The organism is Achromobacter dolens (assembly GCF_902859745.1).
GTDB classification, from domain to species: Bacteria; Pseudomonadota; Gammaproteobacteria; order Burkholderiales; family Burkholderiaceae_B; genus Achromobacter; species Achromobacter dolens.
Genome location: NZ_CADIJW010000043.1, coordinates 1 through 19,334 on the forward strand (window position 1 = coordinate 1; position 19,334 = coordinate 19,334).

At 69.7% G+C, this 19,334-nt stretch carries 17 protein-coding genes and 2 pseudogenes; 5 read left to right on the forward strand and 14 right to left on the reverse strand.

Annotated elements, in window-relative coordinates; genetic code table 11:
* Positions 1–63: 63 nt before the first annotated feature.
* Positions 64–348, forward strand: a pseudogene (locus HV783_RS29675) (hypothetical protein); the annotation flags it as partial.
* On the opposite strand, the pseudogene HV783_RS22790 reads toward HV783_RS29675, so the two are convergent.
* The 3 genes and pseudogenes from HV783_RS22790 to HV783_RS22800 form a co-directional block, all read right to left on the reverse strand.
* A pseudogene (locus HV783_RS22790) lies at positions 265–480 on the reverse strand (pentapeptide MXKDX repeat protein); the annotation flags it as partial. The pseudogenes HV783_RS29675 and HV783_RS22790 overlap by 84 nt on opposite strands.
* Positions 481–527: 47 nt before the next feature.
* Entirely contained in the window at positions 528–1,319 is a 792-nt protein-coding gene (locus HV783_RS22795; protein ID WP_064523105.1) for a molybdopterin-dependent oxidoreductase, read from the reverse strand.
* Between the two features lie 10 nt (positions 1,320–1,329).
* Positions 1,330–1,968, reverse strand: coding sequence for a cytochrome b/b6 domain-containing protein (locus tag HV783_RS22800; protein ID WP_175143813.1), 639 nt, complete (start codon positions 1,966–1,968; stop codon positions 1,330–1,332).
* A 211-nt stretch (positions 1,969–2,179) separates the two neighbouring features.
* Between HV783_RS22800 and HV783_RS22805 the strand changes: the two genes are divergently transcribed.
* Together HV783_RS22805 and HV783_RS22810 are read left to right on the forward strand one after the other, a co-directional pair.
* A complete protein-coding gene (locus HV783_RS22805) occupies positions 2,180–2,911 on the forward strand; it encodes a response regulator transcription factor (RefSeq protein ID WP_049074082.1) in 732 nt (243 codons plus the stop codon).
* Positions 2,908–4,380 carry a sensor histidine kinase gene (locus tag HV783_RS22810; protein ID WP_175189907.1) on the forward strand — a complete coding sequence of 491 codons (1,473 nt, stop codon included), beginning with the start codon at positions 2,908–2,910 and terminating at the stop codon, positions 4,378–4,380. Before HV783_RS22805 ends, HV783_RS22810 begins: the two co-directional genes overlap by 4 nt.
* A 49-nt stretch (positions 4,381–4,429) precedes the next feature.
* Here HV783_RS22810 and HV783_RS22815 read toward each other — a convergent pair whose 3' ends face one another.
* From HV783_RS22815 to HV783_RS22830, 4 genes are all read right to left on the reverse strand, one after another.
* On the reverse strand, positions 4,430–5,587 hold the full coding sequence (locus HV783_RS22815; protein WP_054504273.1) for an NAD(P)H-dependent flavin oxidoreductase: 1,158 nt from the start codon (positions 5,585–5,587) through the stop codon (positions 4,430–4,432).
* 182 nt (positions 5,588–5,769) lie between these two features.
* A complete protein-coding gene (locus tag HV783_RS22820) occupies positions 5,770–7,158 on the reverse strand; it encodes a tripartite tricarboxylate transporter permease (protein WP_175189908.1) in 1,389 nt (462 codons plus the stop codon).
* The gene (locus HV783_RS22825; RefSeq protein ID WP_047990889.1) at positions 7,155–7,628 is read right to left on the reverse strand and encodes a hypothetical protein; all 474 of its coding nucleotides are present in this window, start codon (positions 7,626–7,628) and stop codon (positions 7,155–7,157) included. Before HV783_RS22825 ends, HV783_RS22820 begins: the two co-directional genes overlap by 4 nt.
* A 94-nt stretch (positions 7,629–7,722) precedes the next feature.
* Complete coding sequence (locus HV783_RS22830; protein ID WP_175189909.1) at positions 7,723–9,012, reverse strand: hydroxymethylglutaryl-CoA reductase, degradative; 1,290 nt, start codon at positions 9,010–9,012, stop codon at positions 7,723–7,725.
* Positions 9,013–9,153: 141 nt separating this feature from the next.
* Between HV783_RS22830 and HV783_RS22835 the strand changes: the two genes are divergently transcribed.
* On the forward strand, positions 9,154–10,584 hold the full coding sequence (locus tag HV783_RS22835) for an aminotransferase-like domain-containing protein (protein ID WP_059270258.1): 1,431 nt from the start codon (positions 9,154–9,156) through the stop codon (positions 10,582–10,584).
* Here HV783_RS22835 and HV783_RS22840 read toward each other — a convergent pair.
* The 7 genes from HV783_RS22840 to HV783_RS22870 all read right to left on the reverse strand — a co-directional run bounded on the left by HV783_RS22840 (position 10,575) and on the right by HV783_RS22870 (position 18,275).
* Positions 10,575–11,366, reverse strand: coding sequence for an anaerobic ribonucleoside-triphosphate reductase activating protein (locus HV783_RS22840; protein ID WP_175189910.1), 792 nt, complete (start codon positions 11,364–11,366; stop codon positions 10,575–10,577). The two genes, HV783_RS22835 and HV783_RS22840, sit on opposite strands and share 10 nt — an antisense overlap.
* Positions 11,332–11,514, reverse strand: coding sequence for an anaerobic ribonucleoside-triphosphate reductase (nrdD, locus tag HV783_RS22845; RefSeq protein ID WP_006395259.1), 183 nt, complete (start codon positions 11,512–11,514; stop codon positions 11,332–11,334). Before nrdD ends, HV783_RS22840 begins: the two co-directional genes overlap by 35 nt.
* Before the next feature lie 64 nt (positions 11,515–11,578).
* Complete coding sequence (locus HV783_RS22850; RefSeq protein WP_175189911.1) at positions 11,579–13,579, reverse strand: ribonucleoside triphosphate reductase; 2,001 nt, start codon at positions 13,577–13,579, stop codon at positions 11,579–11,581.
* Positions 13,580–13,718: 139 nt separating this feature from the next.
* Positions 13,719–14,069: a DUF3325 domain-containing protein gene (locus HV783_RS22855; RefSeq protein ID WP_064525435.1), complete on the reverse strand. Its 351-nt coding sequence runs from the start codon at positions 14,067–14,069 to the stop codon at positions 13,719–13,721.
* Positions 14,066–15,679 (reverse strand): PepSY-associated TM helix domain-containing protein, encoded by a 1,614-nt coding sequence (locus HV783_RS22860; RefSeq protein ID WP_081273492.1) that lies wholly within the window; start codon positions 15,677–15,679, stop codon positions 14,066–14,068. The genes HV783_RS22855 and HV783_RS22860 overlap by 4 nt, the downstream gene beginning before the upstream one ends.
* 166 nt (positions 15,680–15,845) lie before the next feature.
* The gene (locus HV783_RS22865) at positions 15,846–16,838 is read right to left on the reverse strand and encodes a Bug family tripartite tricarboxylate transporter substrate binding protein (RefSeq protein ID WP_054504269.1); all 993 of its coding nucleotides are present in this window, start codon (positions 16,836–16,838) and stop codon (positions 15,846–15,848) included.
* A gap of 12 nt (positions 16,839–16,850) precedes the next feature.
* Positions 16,851–18,275, reverse strand: a complete 1,425-nt coding sequence (locus HV783_RS22870; RefSeq protein ID WP_175189912.1) for a M20 family metallopeptidase — start codon at positions 18,273–18,275, stop codon at positions 16,851–16,853.
* A 112-nt stretch (positions 18,276–18,387) separates the two neighbouring features.
* On the opposite strand from HV783_RS22870, the gene HV783_RS22875 reads away from it, so the two are divergent.
* A complete protein-coding gene (locus tag HV783_RS22875) occupies positions 18,388–19,314 on the forward strand; it encodes a LysR family transcriptional regulator (protein ID WP_175189913.1) in 927 nt (308 codons plus the stop codon).
* Positions 19,315–19,334: the final 20 nt, after the last annotated feature.

Sequence of the window (19,334 nt, forward strand, 5' to 3'; positions counted from 1 at the left end):
CCAGCAGCGGCGCCAGGCCGGCGGCGGCCGCAAAGGCGCCGCCCGCGCCCAGGAAATGCCTGCGTGTCAGTCTCATGGGGGCTCCTCGGGAAAGCGGGCCCGCGCGCGGCGCGGCCGGGGCGGCGCACGCGGGACGGTTGGCGGGCGGGCTTACTTGCCCATGCTGTCCTTGCTCATGGAGCCGCCCTTGGACATGCCGTCCTTGGACATCCCTTCCTTCGACATGCCATCCTTGGCCATGCCGTCCTTCTTCATGCCGTCGTGCGACATGCCGTCCTTGGACATGGAGTTCTTCGACATGCCGTCCTTGGACATGCCGTCCTTCGCCATGCCATCCTTGGCCATGCCATCCTTCGACATGCCGCTCTTGGCCATGCCGTCCTTCGACATGCCGTCCTTGGACATGCTGTCGGCCGCGTGCGCGGCGACCGCGCCAAAAGCCAGGCACAGCGAGAATGCGGCGGTGGTGAGTGTCTTCATGATGCGTTCCTCTGGTGTGTCGTGGTGGGAAAAAAAGTGAAAACCACCTAGCTGCCGCCGAACCAGTTGTAGCCCTGGTCCTCCCAGTAACCGCCCGGGTAGGTGTTGGTGACGAAAATCGCCTGGATGTGCTTGGGGTTCTTGTAGCCAAGCTTGGTGGGCATCCGCAGCTTCATCGGGAAGCCGTACTCCGGCGGCAGGGTCTTGCCGTCGTAAGTCAGCGCCAGGATCGTCTGCGGATGCAACGCGGTCGGCATGTCGATGCTGGTGTAGTAGTCATCGGCACACTTGAATCCCACATATTTCGCGGTCAGGTCGGCGCCCACGCGCTTCAGGAAGGTCGAGAACGGCACGCCGCCCCATTTGCCGATGGCGCTCCAGCCCTCGACGCAGATGTGGCGCGTGACCTGGTCGATCTGCGCCATGGCGCGCAGCTCTTCCAGCCGCCAGCGGCGCTTGTCCGCCACCATGCCGGTGACTTCCAGCCGGAAGCTCTCTTCCTCGACCTGCCGCACCTCGTCGATGCCGTAATAGGCATTGAACGGGAACGGGCGGGTGATCATCGATTCCGGGTAGGTGGGGGCCAGCTTGTTCGGATCGAAGATCCAGCCTTGCACCCGGTCGTTGAAGCGCGACACCGCGCTCAGTGCCTTTTCCACGTTTTCATCGTCGGACAGCGTGCAGCCGGACAGCATCGCCAGCCCGCCCAGCGTCAGGCTGCTGCGCAGGAAGGCGCGGCGCGAGGGCGCCTCGACCCGCTTGTCCAGGATCTTCACGGCTTCCTTCAGGATCGCCGGGCCATCCAGGCCCAGCAGCGACAGGCGTCGTTTTGCGCTCACGTCAGACTCCTTATTTGCCGCGGATCATGGCGATCAGGCTGCGCGGCACCAGCGCCACCATGACCAGGTGGACCGCCACGAACGCCACCAGCAGCGCCATGGCGAAGAAATGGATGCGGCGCGCGAATTCATAGCCGCCCAGCAGCGTGCGCAGCGTGTCGAACTGCACCGACTTCCACAGCACCAGGCCGGACAGGACCAGCACCGTGATATCCGCGATGACGAACAGGTAGGCCAGCCGCTGCACCTGGTTATAGTGGCGCGGGTCGGCATGCGACAGCTTGCCGCGCAGGGCGGCGGCCAGGTCGCGGGCGACGCCGCGCGGGCCGACCGGGAAGAACTTGCGCCACAGGCGGCCGGTGGTCAGGTTCAGCCCCAGGTAGAGCAGGCCGTTGACCAGCAGCAGCCACATGCCGGCGAAGTGCCATTGCAGCGCGCCGCCCAGCCAGCCGCCCAGGGTGGCGCCGTTGGGAAAGGTGAAGTCGAAGAACGGCGCGGCGTTGTAAATGCGCCAGCCGCTGGTCACCATGATGACCACGGCCAGCGCATTGAGCCAATGCATGATGCGCAGCCAGCCGGGATGGACCGGGCCGCGGCTGTCGGCCGCCGGGGCGGCGGGGGCGTCTGGGGTGGCGGGCGTGGCCATCATGGCGGGGCTCCTCGGGGAGGCGGTTGTTGTCGTTGGAGCCATTCTTCCCCGGGCCCGATATCGAAGTCCTCACGCAAACTTAAAATAAATGTGATAACTCGCCGGCCATGGATTGGCGACAATAGCGCTGCCGGGGGCGGATCGCCCGCGCCCGGCGTTGCCGGCCGCTGGCGGTCGGCTCACCCTGATTTCCACCCCTGACCGAGCCCCTATGGATACGCCCCGCCGCGTCCTGATCGTCGAAGACGACGCCCACATCGCCGAATTGCTGCGCCTGCACCTGCGTGACGAGGGGTACGCGGTCGAGCACGCGGCCGACGGCAACGAAGGCATGCGCCGGCTGGAGGAGGGCGGCTGGGACGCCCTGGTGCTGGACCTGATGCTGCCCGGCATCGACGGCCTGGAGATCTGCAAGCGCGCCCGCGCCATGACGCGCTACACCCCCATCATCATCACCAGCGCCCGCTCCAGCGAGGTGCACCGCATCCTCGGCCTGGAACTGGGCGCCGACGACTACCTGGCCAAGCCGTTCTCGATGCTGGAACTGGTGGCGCGGGTGCGCGCGCTGCTGCGCCGCACCGAGGCGCTGGAGCGCAATGCCCGCATCGACGCCGGCAGCCTGCGCCAGCACGGCGTGGCCATCGACCCCATTGCCCGCACCGCCTCGGTCGACGAGCGCCGGCTGGAACTGACGCCGCGTGAATTCGACCTGCTGCATTTCTTCGCCCGCAATCCCGACAAGGTGTTCTCGCGGCTGGACCTGCTGAACCAGGTCTGGGGCTACCAGCACGAAGGCTATGAGCACACCGTCAACACCCACATCAACCGGCTGCGCACCAAGATCGAGGCCGATCCGTCCAATCCGCAACGCATCCTCACGGTCTGGGGGCGCGGCTACAAGTTCGCGGCCGCGCCCGGCGCGCCGGCGGAGTCAGCATCATGAAGCGCCTGACCCTGACCCAGCGCCTGTCGGCCGTGTTCGCGCTGCTGCTGCTGGCGTGCTGCGGCGCGTCGGCCTGGCTGCAGATCTCGGCCCATGCGCGTTACGAGCAGGAAGTGGTGCAGCGCCTGTCCAGCGGACTGGCGCAGCATATCGCCGGCACCAATGAACTGATGGACGCCAACGGCTGGAAGCCGGACGCAGTGCGTTCGCTGTTCTCGATGCTGATGATGGTGAATCCCGCGGTCGAGGTCTACCTGCTGGACAACGACGGACGCATCGTCGGCGATGCCGCGCCGCCCGGGCAGATCAAGCGCGACCGGATCGACCTGGCGCCGGTGCGGCGCTTCCTGGCGGGCGGGGCGCTGCCGATCGAAGGCGACGATCCGCGCCACCTGGATACGGCCAAGGTATTTTCGGCCGCGCCGGTGCGGGTGGCGGGGCGCGACGAGGGCTATGTCTATGTGGTGTTGCAGGGCCAGGCGCATGACGCGCTGGCGATGGCCGCGTCGCGCAGCGCGGTGCTGCGCACCACCCTGTGGTCGATTGCGCTGGTGGCCTTGTTGGGCCTGGTGGCGAGCCTGGCGGCGTTCGGCCTGATCACGCGGCCGCTGCGCGGCCTGACGCGCGCGGTGCGGGCCTTTGGCGACGACGACGGCCGCGCGTTGGCGGCGCTGGAAAGGCCCGCCGACGCCACTGATGCGGGCGGCGACGAGATCTCGCTGCTGCGCCGCAGCTTCGTGCAGATGGGCCGCCGCATCTCCGAGCAATGGCGCCAGTTGACGCAACAGGACCAGCAGCGGCGCGACCTGGTGGCGAACATTTCGCACGATCTGCGCACGCCGCTGACCTCGCTGCACGGCTACCTGGAGACCCTGCGGTTGAAGGACGAGACGCTGGACGCGGCCGAGCGCCGCCGTTACCTGGACATCGCCCTGGCGCAGAGCCGCAAGGTCGGCCGGCTGGCGCAGGAACTGTTCGAGCTGGCGCGGCTGGAATCCGGGCTGGTGCGGCTGGAACCCGAGACCTTCTCGCTGCCCGAGCTGGCGCAGGACGTGATCCAGAAATTCGAATTGGCCGCCGAGGCGCGCCAGCAGCGGCTGACCACGGCGATTGACCAGGAACTGCCGCCGGTGCGCGCCGACCTGGGCATGATCGAGCGGGTGCTCACCAATCTGCTGGACAACGCCATCCGCCATACGGCGCCGGGAGGATGCATCGAGCTACGCCTGCGGCAGGCGCGCGACGGCGTGCAGGTGCGGGTCAGCGACAATGGCGCCGGCATTCCCGACGCCTTGCGCGCCGGCCTGTTCACCCGCGCCTCGGTGCTGGCGGACGGCCCGCGCGATGGCGGCGGGCTGGGGCTGGTGATCGTGCACCGCATCCTGAAGCTGCATCACAGCGATATCCGGCTGGTGCAACGGCCGGAGCCGGGCGCGGTGTTCGAATTCGACCTGCCGGCGGCGCGCTGACGCGGCGTCAGCCGCCCGCGCGCCGCCGTAGCCTGGCGCTGGCGTGCCGTCAGGCCGCTGTCGGCATCCTGCCGTTGAGCAGGTAGTCCATCAGCTCGCGCACGCTGCGCATGGCGTCGCCGAACGGCAGCTTCGACGCGCCGCGGAAGAACAGGCCACGGCTGACTTCGCCGCGCATGGCGGCGGCCAGCTTCAGGTCGATGCAGAACTGGCCGAAGCGCGCGATGCCGTCGCGCAGGCCGCACTGCGTCAGGCAGTCCATGCGCTGGCTGCAACGGCGTGCGTCGCAGCGGGTGCTCTCCTGCAGGGTCTTTTCCTGGCGCAGGTAGCGCGTCAGCCACGGCGTCGGCACGGCGCGCGCCGGCAGGCCGGCCACGCTGGTGAATTCGGCCAGCTTGTCGGGGTCGGCTTCCATCAGCACGCGCTTGAAGTTCTCGTGGGCATCGCCTTCTTCGGTCACGGCGAAAGCCGTGCCCACCTGCACGCCGTCGGCGCCGTGGCCGAGCCAGTGGCGCACCTGCTCGTGGCTGCCGACGCCGCCGGCCACGATCAGGCGCGGGGCGTCGCGGCCCAGTTGCAGGTCCTGGAACAACTGGCGGCATTCGGCCAGCACGCGCTTGAAGTCGAAGCGTTCGTCGTGGATGTCGTCCAGGCGCGCGGCGCCCAGGTGGCCGCCGGCGTAGCCGGGGTGTTCGATGACCACGGCGTCGGCCATGCGGCCTTTCTTCATCCACTTTTTCAGTACGGCGGCCACGCCGCGCGCTTCCGACAGGATGGGGACCAGCGCCACCTTGGGGTAGTCGGCGGTCATGTCGGGCAGGTCCAGCGGCAGGCCGGCGCCCATGACGATGGCCTGGGCGCCGCTTTCGCAGGCCTGGCGCACCAGGGCGGGATGGTCGCGCACCGCCTTCATGACGTTGACGGCCACCACGCCGCGCCCCTGCGCGGTGTCGAGCGCGGCGCGCACTTCGCGGTCCAGCGCGACGCGGTTGGCGCTGTCGATCTGTTCACGGTCGCGGCAGTCCTCGGTCTGCTCGATCAGATCGGGGTGGTGATGGCGCAAGTCCACACTGGCGATGGTGCCGACCGCGTTCTGGCTGGCGACCGCGCCGGCCAGGCGATGGGCGGATACGCCGACGCCCATGCCGCCCTGGACGATGGGCAGCAATTCGCGTCCGGCGAGAGTGAGGGATTTGAACCACGTCATGAAATGGGAGCCTTTATTGGGAACAGTGGCTCCGAGGCTAGAGCAATGCATGACGCGCCGCCTTGCGCGGGATCAAGCGGGCGGGTGAAAGCGGGGAGAGGGAACGCGGCAGGGGCGTGGCCCGGCCGGGCAGACAAAAAAGGGGCGGAGCCGGCGGGCTCCGCCCCTGGCCAATGGTGGCCTTACGCCACCAGCTTGACCAGCGCCGGCACCGTCAGCACGGCGGTGTAGTAGCCCATGAACTGCACGCCGGTGTTAAAGCCGAACAGGCGCGACAGCAGGCCGCCGAACAGGCCCATGGTCAGGATCACCAGCAGGCCCAGGAACTGGCCTTCCCACACGCTGATCACGATGATCAGGCCGACGAAGGTGGCGATGATGGCCTCGTGGCTGACCTTGCGCGACACGAACAGCGCGGCGCGGCGCGCGAAGTTCATGGCGAACGGATACGACACGATCGCCGCCAGCAGCACCGCCAGCATGCCGTAGCCCAGGAACTCCCAGTGGTTCAGCAGGTTGTGCAGGTTGTGCGTTTGGCCGCTGGCCGCGTCCACCGTGAAGCGCGGCGGCGCGTTGAACAGCGGCGCGGCCGGGCCGGCGGCCACCGGGCTGAGCGGCAGGCCGAAGGCGATCAGCGGGATCAGGGCCTCGGCGATGTAGGTCGCCTCGGTGACGCCGTTGCGCGCGCTCAGCACCGTGGTCAGGCGGTGATAGGCGTGCTTGATGCGCGAGCCCACCAGTTCGCCCAGCACCACCGTCATCGCCACCGGGCTGAACACGAAGGTGGCGCTGGAGATGGTGGCGGTGGCCAGGGTCCAGCGGGTCTGGATGCGGTCCATCACCTTGAGCGGATTGGGAAAGTAGCCCGACCAGCCCTTGACGTCCGGCGCCAGCGAGAACGTGCGCACCTTGTCGCGCATCATTTTGGCGCGGCCCTGTGGCGCGATCACGGTGAACAGGTCGGCGATCAGCGGGCCGATGGCGATGCCCAGGAAGTAGCTGATGCTGAGCTTGACGCCGTATTTGGCGGTCAGGCTCTGCAGCGCCACGATCACCACCACGAACGGCACCAGCAGCGCCACGGCCGCCCAGCGGCCGGCCGAGAAATAGGCGATCAGCACCGCCGCGGCCAGGAAGATCCACGGCGCCGACTTGGTGATGGCGCCGCCGAACGGCGCCAGCAGCACGGCGAACAGCACCGCCAGCGGCACCGCCACGAAGGCGGCGACGATGGCGCCCGACACCATCTTGCGCAGCGCGATGTGCGGCACGCCCAGCTTGCGCAGCATGTTGGCGTCCTGCAGCAGCGGCGTGGCGAGCGTGTCGCCGGGGATGCCCAGCAGCGCCGTCGGCACCGCGTGGGTCATGTGCTTGGCCACCGCGCCGGCCAGGAAGAAGGTGAAGACGCCGGCGGGCGGCACGCCCAGCAGCACCACCAGCAGCGTCAGCGGCGCCAGCGTGGTGGTCTCGTCGGTGCCGGACACCAGGCCGATGGCGGCGAACACCACCGCGCCCAGGAGGCCCATGCCGGCGGCCACCATGATCTGTTCAAGCAACACGGGATCGCTCATGCCGGCACCTCTTCACGCACGTTGCGCGGTTGGGCCTGCGGCGCCGGCGCCGCGGCGGGCGCGGCGAACAGCTCGTACAGGTCCAGTTCCTTCAGTTCCTTGACCACCGCCGGCGGCAGGTCCGCCAGCGTGCCCAGGCCGCCCGGTTGCGCGGCCAGTTCGGCCAGCACCTCGGCGCGCCAGGCCGGATCGTGCGAGGCGCTGTGCTCGACCACTTCGCGTTTGGGCGGGAACAGGCGGGCGCAGATCACGCCCGCCAGCACGCAGCCGGCCAGGCCGGCCAGCATGGCGTAGGCGTGCGCCAGCTCGGGCGAGGCGACCTTGTCGCGCAGCCAGCCGCTGGCGGCGTAGAAGCCCGCCACGCTGACGGCGATGCCGATGGCGATGGCCCACGCCAGGTGGCGCAGGTCGACCGTGTCGTTCCATACTTCGGCCAGGCGTCCGGCGGACGCCTTGCTGTCTCTTTCCATGTCTGTCTCCTTGATGGACGGGCGGCGCGGGAGGTTCCCGGCGCCGCCTCTGTTCTTGTGCGGCCGGCGTGCGTGCGCCGGCCGTGCCGCGCCGTCAGGCCGGTTTCCGCAGTTCCTCCAGCAGCGCCAGCGCGCGGTCGGCGCGCACGTCCCTTTCCTCGGCCATGCGGCGAGCCAATTGGTCGACCTCGGCGCCCACCGCGCCCACGGTCAGCGCGATGTTGCGCGCGTGCAGCGCCATGTGGCCGCGCTGGATGCCTTCGGTGGCCAGCGCCCGCAGCGCGCCCAGGTTCTGCGCCAGGCCCACGGCCACGGCGATCTCGCCCAGCTCCTGGGCCGAGCGCACCGCCATGATCTTTAGCGCCAGCCGCGCCAGCGGATGGGTCTTGGTGGCGCCGCCCACCAGGCCCACCGGCATCGGCATTTCCAGCGTGCCGACCAGGGCGCCGCTGGCGTCCTTTTCCCAATGGGTCAGCGAGGTGTAGCGGCCGTCGCGGCAGGCGTAGGCATGGGCGCCGGCCTCGACCGCGCGCCAGTCGTTGCCGGTGGCGACGATGACCGGGTCGATGCCGTTCATGATGCCCTTGTTGTGGGTGGCGGCGCGGTACGGGTCGGTGGCGGCGAACACGTAGGCGTCCAGCACGCCCTCGATGATCTCGGCGCCGCTGCGGTCCTTGGTGTCGAGGGTCTGCGGCGTCAGGCGCACGCGGGCCCGCGACAGGCGCAGGTCGGCCAGGTTCGACAGGATGCGCAGCCGCACCGTGCCGCCGGTGATCTCCTCGACCAGCGGCGCCACGGCCTCGGCCATGGTGTTGACGGTGTTGGCGCCCATGGCGTCGCGCACGTCGACGATCAGGTGCAGCACCAGCATCGGGCCGCGCGGCGTGTCGGCGAACACGTGCGCCTCGATGTCCTGGCAGCCTCCGCCCAGGCCGATCAGCACCTGGTCGCGGCTGTTGGCCAGCTTGACGATGCGCTCGCGCTCGCGCAGCAGGGCGACGCGCGCGCCGTGCGGATCGCTCAGGCCCAGCACCTGCACCTGGGCGCGCATCAGCGGCCGGGTGCTGGAGGTCTCGAACCCGCCGTTCTCGCGCGCCAGCTTGGCCATGAACGAGGCCGCGGCCACCACCGACGGTTCTTCCACCGCCATCGGCACCAGCACGTCGCGGCCATTGACCTGGAAGTTGCCGGCCACGCCCAGCGGCAGCTCGAAGGCGCCGATGACGTTCTCGATCATGCCGTCGGCGCGGTCCAGGCCGAGCGCGCCCGGCTCGGCCAGTTGCTGGCGTTCCTCGGGCGTCAGGCCGGCCGCGTCGGCGATGGCGGCGAGGCGTTGGGCGGGGGTGAGGGCGCGGAAGTTGGGCAGGCGTGAATCGGCCACCATGGCATGTGTCTCCATCTGGAAATCTAGGAATTGGGTGACCGGATTCTAGGTAAACTGTACCGGCATTCAGAGGTACAGTTTGGACGAACAGTACCATCGCACTGCACCAATTTTCGACTTTTTCCCGCTGGAAACCACGCCGTGGACGCCGACAATTCCCCGGGCCGCGCCCCGCGCGCCGCGCCCATCGCCGAAAGCCTGGCGCGCCTGATCGGGCGCCAGATCGCCGATGGCGTCTACCGCCCGGGCGATAAATTGCCGTCGCTGCGCGAGCTGGCGCAATTGCATCGCTACGCCAAGAACACCGTGGTGGTGGCGTTCGAGATGCTGGTGGCGCGCGGGCTGGTGGAGCCGCGCCGCGGCTCGGGCTTCTACGTGCTCGACACCGGGCCGGCGCGGCGCGCCGCCGATGAGGAGCCGGGACAGTTGAGCCGCGCCATGGACATCGTCTGGCTGATGCGCGAGCAACTCAAGACGCAGCCCGACGCCATCGCCGCCGGCGACGGCTTCCCGCCGGTGGAATGGCTGGCCGACATGCGCATGGACCGCTATCACCAGAAGGTGGTGCGCACCGGCCTGGGCACGTTGTTCCGCTATGGCAGCCGCTTCGGCTACGCGCCGCTGCGCGAGAGCCTGGTGCGCAAGCTGGGCGACGTCGGCATCAGCGCGGCGCCGTCGCAACTGGTGCTGACGCACGGCGCCAACGAGGCCATGGACCTGGTGATCCGCTACTTCCTGCCGCCGGGCGCGGCGGCGCTGGTGGACGATCCGGGCTACTACCCGCTGTTCGGTAAGCTCAAGCTGGCCGGCGTGCGCATGCTGGGCGTGCCGCGCCTGTCGGACGGCCCGGATCTGGCGGCGCTGGAGGCGTTGCTGCAGCGCGAGAAGCCGCGCCTCTTTTTCACGCAGTCGCTGGCGCACAACCCCACCGGTTCCGACATTTCGCCGGCCAAGGCCTACAAGCTGCTGCAACTGGCCGAGCGCCACAACCTGATCGTGGTCGAGAACGATCCGCTGGCCGACTTCAAGCCGACCTCGGCGGTGCGGCTGTCGGCGCTGGACCAACTGGAACGCACGGTCTACATCGGCAGTTTCTCGAAGTCGTTCTCGGCGGCGCTGCGGGTCGGCTTCATCGCCTGCGGCGCGGGCCTGGCCAGCGATCTGGCGGACCTGAAGGCGCTGGTGCACGTCAGCAGTTCGGAATACTGCGAACGCATGGTCGACGTGATGCTGCGCGACGGCCACTACGAACGCCATCTGGTGCGCCTGCGCCAGCGGCTGGAAGCGGCCACCGGCGACGCGCTGCGGGTGCTCGATTCGCTGGGCGCGACGGTCTACACGCGGCCCACCCGCTCGCTCTATCTGTGGGCGGCGTTTCCCGGCATCGACAATTCGCTGGCGCTGGCCGAGGACCTGATGCCGGAGAAGGTCATCATGGCGCCGGGCCGCGTGTTCAGCGTCGACCCGACGGCGGCCTCGCCCTGGTCGCGCTGCAATGTGGGCGCGGTGGCGTCGCCGCGCTTTCACGCCGCGCTGGCGGCGCGCCTGGGGCGCGGCGGCGCTCAGCGGTAGCTGAATTCCTCGAACCAGCCGCGCAGCAGGGCCTGCGCCTGCGCGCCCAGCAGCCGCGCCGGCGGGGTGCTGGGGCAATTGCGCGCGCCCTGCACCGCGAAGCGCTTGACGCCGCGCCGCGCCAGTTCGCGCGCCAGGCCCAGCAGCCGGGTCTCGTCGAGCCAGTCGGGATGCCAGGTGATGCGGCATTCGAAATCCACGCCCGCCGTCAGCAACTGCGTCAGGCAGGCCTGCGCCGGGCGGTGTGAATCGCGCCGGCCGGTGATGTCGTCATAGCCCTGCGCGTCGGCCTTGATGTCCAGGCCGACCCAGTCCAGGTAGCGCAGCACGTCGGCCAGCCGCAGCGGATAGATGCCGGCCGTGTGCAGGCCGATGCGATAGCCCATGCGCCGCGCCTCGCGGATCATCGACGGCAGGCGCGGCTCGCTCAGCGGTTCTCCGCCGGAGAACACCACGGCGTCCAGCAGCCCCTGGCGGTTGTCGAGGAAGGCGCGCACGTCGCGCCAGTCGTAGCGCGCGTTGCGCGTCTGCAGTTCGGGGTTGTGGCAGTAGTGGCAGCGCCACGGACAGCCGGCGATGAAGATGACGGCGGCCAGCGTGCCGGGCCAGTCCACGGTGGAAAACGGCGTCAGCCCGCCCACCGCCGGGGAATGGCGCGGCAGCGGCTGGGCCGCCGGCCGCGGCGGCGCGGCATAGGCCATGCGCGGCGGGTGGCGGGCGGGGGCGGCCTTGCGGCCGCCGCCCGCTTCAGGCACGTTGTTCGACGAAGAAGCGGCGTTCATTGAATTCGCCTTGTTTGCCGGTATTGAAGGAAGACACGGGGCGGTGGTAGCCCATGACGCGGGTCCAGACTTCGCAGCGCACGCGCTGGCTGTCGTCCAGGCGCAGCGCCTGCGGGGCGGCGGCTTCGGGAGAGATCACGGTTTGCATAACAGCTCCTTGGGGAAAGGCCGGGCGGGGATCGCCCGGGGAAAAAAGCGGTCGACAGCGGCGGTCAGGCCGGCGCGCAGCAAGACGCCTGCCTGGCCAGCAATTCGGCGTCGCACTTGGGGCAGAACTCGTGGTGCCCGGCCAGATAGCCGTGGTTCGGGCAGATCGAGAACGTCGGCGTGACGGTGATGTAGGGCAGGCGGAAGTTCGACAGCGCGCGCCGCACCAGCGCCTTGCAGGCGCCGGCCGACGACACGGCCTCGTTCATGTACAGGTGCAGCACGGTGCCGCCGGTGTACTTGCCCTGCAGCGCTTCCTGCAGCGCCAGCGCCTCGAACGGATCGTCGGTGTGGCCCACCGGCAACTGGCTGGAGTTGGTGTAGTAGGGCTGGGCCTCGGTGCCGGCCTGCAGGATGCCGGGATAGCGCTTGCGATCCTCGCGGGCGAAGCGGTAGGTGGTGCCTTCGGCCGGCGTGGCCTCCAGGTTGTAGAGGTGGCCGGTCTCTTCCTGGAACTCGGTCATGCGCGCCCGCACCCGGTCCAGCAGCCGCACCGCCAGCGCGTGGCCGGCCGGCGTGGTGACGTCGTCGGCGTCGTCGCTGAAGTTGCGGATCATCTCGTTGATGCCGTTCACGCCAAGCGTGCTGAAGTGGTTGCGCAGCGTGCCGAGGTAGCGCCGGGTGTACGGATACAGGCCCTGGTCGATATAGCGCTGCACCACCTTGCGCTTGGTCTCCAGCACGTCGCGCCCGAGGCCCAGCAGGTGGTCCAGGCGCGCCATCAGCGCCGCCTCGTCGCCGCGGCAGGTATGGCCCAGGCGGGCGCAATTGATCGTCACCACGCCCACCGAGCCGGTCTGCTCGGCCGAGCCGAACAGGCCGTTGCCGCGCTTGAGCAGCTCGCGCAGGTCCAGTTGCAGGCGGCAGCACATGGAGCGCACCATGTGCGGCTCCAGGTCGGAATTGAGGAAGTTCTGGAAGTACGGCAGGCCGTAGCGCGCGGTCATCTCGAACAGGCGCTCGGTGTTGGGATGGTCCCAGTCGAAGTCGGGCGTGATGTTGTAGGTGGGAATCGGGAAGGTGAACACGCGCCCCTTGGCGTCGCCGGCCATCATCACCTCGATGTAGGCGCGGTTGATCATGTCCATCTCGGCCTGCAGGTCGCCATAGGCGAACGGCATTTCCTCGCCGCCGACGTAGGGGATCTGTTCGCGCAGGTCGGCCGGGCAGGTCCAGTCGAAGGTCAGGTTGGTGAACGGCGTCTGCGTGCCCCAGCGGCTCGGCACGTTCAGGTTGTAGATCAGCTCCTGCATGCTTTGCTTGACCTCGGCGTAGGTCATCGCATCGCGCCGGATGAAGGGCGCCATGTAGGTGTCGAACGAACTGAAGGCCTGCGCGCCGGCCCATTCGTTCTGCAGCGTGCCCAGGAAGTTGACGATCTGGCCGATGGCCGCCGACATGTGACGCGGCGGCGTGGCCTCGATCTTGCCGGGGATGCCGTTGAAGCCCTCGGTCAGCAACTGGCGCAGCGACCAGCCGGCGCAATAGCCGCTGAGCATGTCCAGGTCGTGGATGTGGATGTCGCCGTCGCGGTGGGCCTGGCCGGCCTCGGGCGTGAAGACGTTGGACAGCCAGTAGTTGGCGGTGACCTTGCCGGCCACGTTCAGGATCAGCCCGCCCAGGCTGTAGCCCTGGTTGGCGTTGGCGTTGACGCGCCAGTCGCGCTGTTCCAGGTATTCCTCCATGGCGCTTTCCACGTCCACCAGGGTGTGGCGCAGCGCGCGCAGGCGGGCGTGCTGTTCGCGGTAGACGATGTAGGCGCGGGCGGTGCGCCAGTAGCCGGCCTTGACCAGCGTTTCCTCGACCTGGTTCTGGATGGTCTCCACGCCGGGGCAGACGTTGCCCTCGGCGGCCAGCGCCTCGATCACCGCGCCGGTCAGCGCCTGGGCCACGTCGGCGTCCAGTTCTCCGGTGCCGCGGCCGGCGGCGGCGATGGCCGTCGCGATCTTGGCGCGGTCGAATGCGACGACCCGGCCGTCGCGCTTGAGGATGTGTTGGAGTTGCATCACTGACACCATATGTTGTGGGGTGGAAAAACTCTACCACCACATATGGTGTCAAAGACCGGGTCGCCGAGGCGTTTGTCAGGCCGGCTTGATGCCGGTCAAACGGCCCCGGCCGGGCCGGGGCGGGCGCAATGCGGCCCTAGAAGCCGAAGCCGACCCCGGCGATCGAGATGACCACCGCCAGCGCCGCGGTGCGCATCGCCGGGCGCGGCGACCACGACAGCATGCCGACCCACAGCAGGGCGCCGGCCGACAGCCAGCCGAGCCAGGCCACCACGCCTACGGTGTTGCCCCACAGGCCGACGCAGGGCAGCAGCGCCAGCAGCAACAGCAGGATGCCGGCGCCGCGCAGCACGCGCGAATGGCCGGCGGACGGATCGCGGCCCCAGACCTGGTCATAGTGGCGCGGCATCGCCAGGCTCAGGCAGGCCATGCCGGAATAGGTCAGCAGCAGCGCCATGGCGATGCCGTATGCGTCGTTCAGATTCATGCCGTGGCTTCCTGGGGCGGGCGGGCGTTGCGCGGCGGCGGCGCCGACAACGGTTTCTTGCGCAATCGTAGCGCGGCCCAGCCGGCCGCCAGGCCGGTGGCCACGGCCGTCAGTTCGACGCCGGCGCTTTCCCAGTCGCCACGCGCGATCTGCGCCAGCGGATGGTCGCCGATCGTCGCCAGCGACAGCAGCGGCAGCAGCAGGCACAGCGCCGACAGCGTGGCCAATTGTCCGATCCACGCGCGCCGCGGCGCGCACAGCCAGGCGTGGGCCAGCGTCAGCGCCCAGACGATGAAGAAAGCGCGCAGCTCCCAGCCGGCGCGCTGCGGCAGCGCCACCGGCAGCAGGCGGTTGGCCCACAGGTAGGCGACGCAGGCGATCGCCAGGCCGGCCAGCGCGGCCACGTTCAGGCCTTCGATCAGGCGGTAGACGCGCGCGGTGGCGGCGCCGAACTCGTTGCCCATCTTGTTGCGGCGCTTGACCATGAACAGCACCGCGCCCGTGCCCATCATCGCGGCGCCGGCCAGGCCGCACAGGAAATACAGCCATTTCATGGCCAGGCCGCCGAACTTGACCATGTGCAGGTCGGCCATCACCTGGCGCGTGAGCGGCGCGGCGCCGCCTTCGACGCCGCCGGGCGCGCGCACGCGCAGCAGTTCGCCGCTGGCGGCGGAGAATTCGGCCATGCCGGTGGTGGTGCTGATGAGGACCTGCTGGTCGGCGGCCTCGTTCCAGCCATAGACCGCGATCCGCATCGAGCCGTCTTCGGGGTTGTTGATGACGACGGCGCGGGCGGTCTGCCCGATCAGTTGTTCGGCGCGGGCCACCAGCGGTTCCAGCGGCGGCACCGCCAGCGCGGCGCCGGTCGGCGTCGGCCGGTCTTCGCGGGAGAGTTCGGCCAGGTACTGGCGCGCGGCCTCGGCGCCGCCGCCATAGGCCGCCGTGATCGGCGCGGGCATCAGCGTCAGGGCCGAGATCACGATGCCGGTGTAGGCGATCATGAACTGGAACGGCAGCGTCAGCACCGCCGTGGCGTTGTGCGCGTCCAGCCACGAGCGCTGGCCTTTTTTCGCGCGGAAGGTGAAGAAGTCCTTGAAGATGCGCTTGTGCGTCACCACGCCCGAGACCATCGCCACCAGCATCGCCATGGCCGCGAAGGCCACGATCCAGACGCCCAGCGGCTGGGCATGCAGGTTGTAGTGGAAGTCGACGAAGTGACTGCCGCCGAGCGTGGCGCGGCCGGCCGCGTGGTGCGCTTGCTCTGGCAGTTCCTGGCCGGTCTCGGGATCGAGTTCGGCGTCGGCGTATTCGCCGTTCTGGTCCAACCAGTACGCCACCAGGCCGTTGTCGTGAAAGCGGTCGACCGGCCAGATCTCCCACATGCCGGCGCCGGGGTGATGCCGCGCCATGTACCGCACCGCCAGGTCGAGCCGGCGCGCGCGATCCACCTTGACGGGCTCGCGCGCCGCCGCCTCGGCCTCGGCCGCGTGATGCTCGGGCGTCATCCAATGGGTGATGGGTTCGGCGAATACCGCCAGGGTGCCGGTCAGGAAGGCGGCGAACAGCAGCCAGGAAAACCACAGGCCGACCCAGGTGTGGAGCCAGGCCATGGAAAGACGGAAAGTGGGTTTCAGAACGCGCCTCGTTATTTTTCGACGCGGCCGCGGACCGGCGTCCTTTATTGAGAATGGTTCTGATTCTAGTCGAAATGGGGCCAGAGTAGGACGAAATCCCTACGCGCTGGCCCCGCGGCGCAACGCGGGGCGCCCGCCGGCCTCAATCCAGTTTGATGTTGGCGCGCCGGCCCACTTCGCCGAAGGTCTGCAACTCTTGCTGCATGCGCGCCGTGAAGGCCGCGCCGTCCAGGTAGACCGGTTCCAGCGCCAGATCGGTGACGGCGCGCTGCACCTGCGGATCGGCCATGATCCCGGCCACCGCGCGGTTCAGCGTGTCCAGCACGGGCTGCGGCGTGCGGGCCGGCGCCACCAGGCCGTACCAGCCCACCATCGACACGCCCGGCAGGCCGCTTTCGATGAAGGTCGGCACGTCCGGCAGTTGTGGCACGCGGTGTTCGCCGGTGACGGCCAGCGCGCGCACCTTGCCGGCCTTGACCTGCGGCGCGGCCGACGACACCGTGTCCACGCCCAGCGCGATCTCGCCGCCGATCAGGGCGGTGATGAACTGCGCGCTGCCCTTGTAGGGCACCGGCGTCATTTTGGCGCCGGCGGCTTCGGCGAACATTTCGCCCACGAGGTGCGGCGCCGATCCCGGGCCGAAGGTGCCATACATCAGGCCGCCGCTGGCGGTCTTGTCGCGCGCCAGCTCGGCGGCCTGTTGCGCGGTCTTTGCCGGCACGCTGTTCTGCGCCAGCAGCACCACCGGCGCCAGGGCCACGATGGCGATGTGCTCGAAGCTGCGGCGCGGATCGTACGGCAGGTCGCGCTTGAGCGCCGGCAGCACGGTGTAGGTGGTGCTGCCCGACAGCATCAACGTGTAGCCGTCGGGCTGCGCCTGCGCCACGGCGTTGGCGCCGATGACGGTTGACGCGCCGGGCCGGTTCTCGACGATCACGGCCTGGCCCAGCTTGCCCGACAGGCGGTTGGCCAGCAGGCGGGCCACCGCGTCGGTGGCGCCGCCGGGCGTGAACGGCACCACCAGCTTGATGGCCTGTTCGGGATAGGCGGCGTGGGCGGCGGGCGCGCCCACGGCGGCTTGGAGGGCAAGGGCCGAAAGGCAGGCCAGCGCGGCGGCGCGGATTCTGGCGATCATGGTCGGGTCCGGTCAGGGTTGGGCAATGGTAACGGGGTTGCGGGCGGCCTGGCGCAGCGCGGCGCCCTGGTCGCCCAGGTCCCAGAACAGGCCGGCCATGATGGCCAGGCCCTCGCGCGCCACGCTGCCCAGCAGATGTTCGTTGGGGGCGTGCTGGGCGCAGGCGGGGTAGGAATGCGGCACCCACAGCGTGGGCAGGCCGAGCAGGTCGGCGAAGATGTCGTTGGGCAGCGAGCCGCCCAGGTTGGGCAGCAGCGCCGGCCGCAGGCCCGTGCTGCGCTCGATCGAGGCGGCGGCCCAGCGCGCCCACGGGTTGTCGGGCGACAGCCGGGTGGCGCCGGCCTGCATGCCGACGCGCACTTGCACGTCGCCGAAGCCGGCCTCATCGAGGTGGGCGCGCACGTGGCGTTCCAGCGCCTTCCAGTCGGTGCCGACCACGAAGCGCAACTGGCACCAGGCCGAGGCGGCCGGCGGAATGGCATTGACCGGCTTGGCCGGATCGCCGGCGCCGAAGGTCAGCACGTCCAGGCTGTTCCAGCCGAACACCTGCTCCGCGGGTGACAGCCCCGGTTCGCCCCAGTCATTGTCGATCTCGGGATCGTCGGGGCCGCCGCCGACCTCCAGGTCGGCCAGCGCCGCGGCCACCGCGGCCGGGATGGGCGGCGGGCGCAGGCCCGGCACCTGGATGCGGCCGCGCGCGTCCACCAGCGTGGCGATGGCGTGCGACAGGATGATGGCGGGGTTGGCCAGCAGGCCGCCCCAGTTGCCCGAGTGATAGCCGCGCTCGCGGGCGCGCAGCGACAGTTCGAAGTTGACCGCGCCGCGCGAGCCCATGAACAGCGTGGGGCGGGCAGCGGCCAGGCGCGGGCCGTCGCTGGCGATGAAGACGTCGGCGGCGAGAGTCTCGCGGTGCGCCTCGCAGAACGCCGCCAGGCCCGGCGAGCCGGCTTCCTCGCCGGTCTCGATCAGCCAGGTGGCGTTGAATCCCAGCTTGCCGTCGCGCGCCCGCAGGACTTCGCGCAGCGCCGCCAGGTTGATGGTGTGCTGGCCCTTGTTGTCGGCGGTGCCGCGGCCGTACCAGCGGTCGCCCTCGACCCGCAGGCGCCAGGGATCGCGGCCGGCGTCCCATTTGGCCGCGTTGCCGCGCACCACGTCGCCGTGGCCGTACAGCAGCACGGTGGGCAGCGCCGTGGACTCGATGCGCCGCGCCACCAGGATCGGCAGATCGACCCCGGCCGGGTTGGGATGGACGCGACAGGCAAAGCCGAGTTGTTCCAGGCCCGGCGCCAGCTCGTCGCTCAGGTAGGCGTGCTGGTCAGGGGCCTGGCTCGGTTCCTCGCTTTCGGTCTGGAAGGCGACGCGGCGGGCCAGGTCGGCCTGCAAGGTGCCATCGTCATAGGCGCCGGTGGCGTGGGCTAGGGCTTGTTCGCGGGTCACTGCGGTCTCGGGGGAAGGGGCGGAGGCACAAAGTTATTACGCTTATGGACATGCCACAATTAGATAATTCGCATTTGATCGTTGCCATTAAGGCAATGATTGGGGGAGCACCATGATTTCGCTGGGATTGCGGTATTTCCTGGAGGTGGCGCGCTGCGGCTCGATCGCCGGCGCGGCGGCCGCGCAGCATGTGGCGGCTTCGGCCGTGAGCCGCCAGATCGCCAAGCTGGAGGAAGAGCTTGGCATTGCGCTGTTCGAACGCCAGGCGCGTGGCATGGCCTTGAGCGAGGCAGGGCGCCAGTTGGCCGCCTACGCCAACGCCGCCGCGCTGGAGGCCGAGCGCGTCACCACCGCCATCCGCCAGCGCAGCGCGCAGGGCGACGTGACGGTGCGGCTGGCCTGTACCGAGGGCTTCGCGCACCGCTTCCTGCCGCAGTGCATGGCCGATTTCAAGCGCCTGCATCCCGAGGCGCGCTTCCATCTGCTGGTGGAGCGGCCGGAGGAGGTCAACCGGCTGATCCTGGAGGGCCTGTCGCAGTTGGCGCTGCGCTACACGGTGGCGCCCGACGAGCGCCTCAAGACCGAGCTGCTGTGCCGCGCGCCGGTCTACGCCATCATGTGCCGTCGCCATCCGCTGGCCGCGCGCCGCAGCGTCGGCGTGCGCGACCTGGCGCAGGCGCCGCTGTCGCTGGGCGATCCGGGCACCACGGTGCGCGACCTGTTCGACACGGCCTGCGCCAATGCCGGCGTGCACATCGAGCCGGCCTATGTGTCCAACCATTCGGCGGCCTTCCTGCCGATGCTGCCGGGCAGCCAGATCGTGGCGTTGACGGGCTACCTGACAGTGATCGGCCTGCTCGACAGCGCCGGCCTGGTGGCGGTGCCGTTCAGCAATCCCGAAATGCGCCAGCGCAGCATCCAGGTCGTGACCTTGCGCGGCGCCCACCTGCCGCCGCTGGCGCGGGCCTTCCTGGCGCTGCTGGCCGAACGCCTGAGCGTGGCGCCGCGGGCCCCGGAAGTGGAACGGGGCGCGGGCTGAGGCGTCGGGCGCGGTGTGGA

Coding starts and splice junctions, on each gene's coding strand:
- HV783_RS22875 (WP_175189913.1), top strand. CDS start 18,388: ATGATTTCGCTGGGATTGCGGTATTTCCTGGAGGTGGCGCGCTGCGGC.
- HV783_RS22810 (WP_175189907.1), top strand. CDS start 2,908: ATGAAGCGCCTGACCCTGACCCAGCGCCTGTCGGCCGTGTTCGCGCTG.
- HV783_RS22800 (WP_175143813.1), bottom strand. CDS start 1,968: ATGATGGCCACGCCCGCCACCCCAGACGCCCCCGCCGCCCCGGCGGCC.
- HV783_RS22820 (WP_175189908.1), bottom strand. CDS start 7,158: ATGAGCGATCCCGTGTTGCTTGAACAGATCATGGTGGCCGCCGGCATG.
- nrdD (WP_006395259.1), bottom strand. CDS start 11,514: ATGCAAACCGTGATCTCTCCCGAAGCCGCCGCCCCGCAGGCGCTGCGC.
- HV783_RS22815 (WP_054504273.1), bottom strand. CDS start 5,587: ATGACGTGGTTCAAATCCCTCACTCTCGCCGGACGCGAATTGCTGCCC.
- HV783_RS22850 (WP_175189911.1), bottom strand. CDS start 13,579: ATGCAACTCCAACACATCCTCAAGCGCGACGGCCGGGTCGTCGCATTC.
- HV783_RS22830 (WP_175189909.1), bottom strand. CDS start 9,012: ATGGTGGCCGATTCACGCCTGCCCAACTTCCGCGCCCTCACCCCCGCC.
- HV783_RS22825 (WP_047990889.1), bottom strand. CDS start 7,628: ATGGAAAGAGACAGCAAGGCGTCCGCCGGACGCCTGGCCGAAGTATGG.
- HV783_RS22865 (WP_054504269.1), bottom strand. CDS start 16,838: ATGATCGCCAGAATCCGCGCCGCCGCGCTGGCCTGCCTTTCGGCCCTT.
- HV783_RS22860 (WP_081273492.1), bottom strand. CDS start 15,679: ATGGCCTGGCTCCACACCTGGGTCGGCCTGTGGTTTTCCTGGCTGCTG.
- HV783_RS22805 (WP_049074082.1), top strand. CDS start 2,180: ATGGATACGCCCCGCCGCGTCCTGATCGTCGAAGACGACGCCCACATC.
- HV783_RS22855 (WP_064525435.1), bottom strand. CDS start 14,069: ATGAATCTGAACGACGCATACGGCATCGCCATGGCGCTGCTGCTGACC.
- HV783_RS22840 (WP_175189910.1), bottom strand. CDS start 11,366: ATGAACGCCGCTTCTTCGTCGAACAACGTGCCTGAAGCGGGCGGCGGC.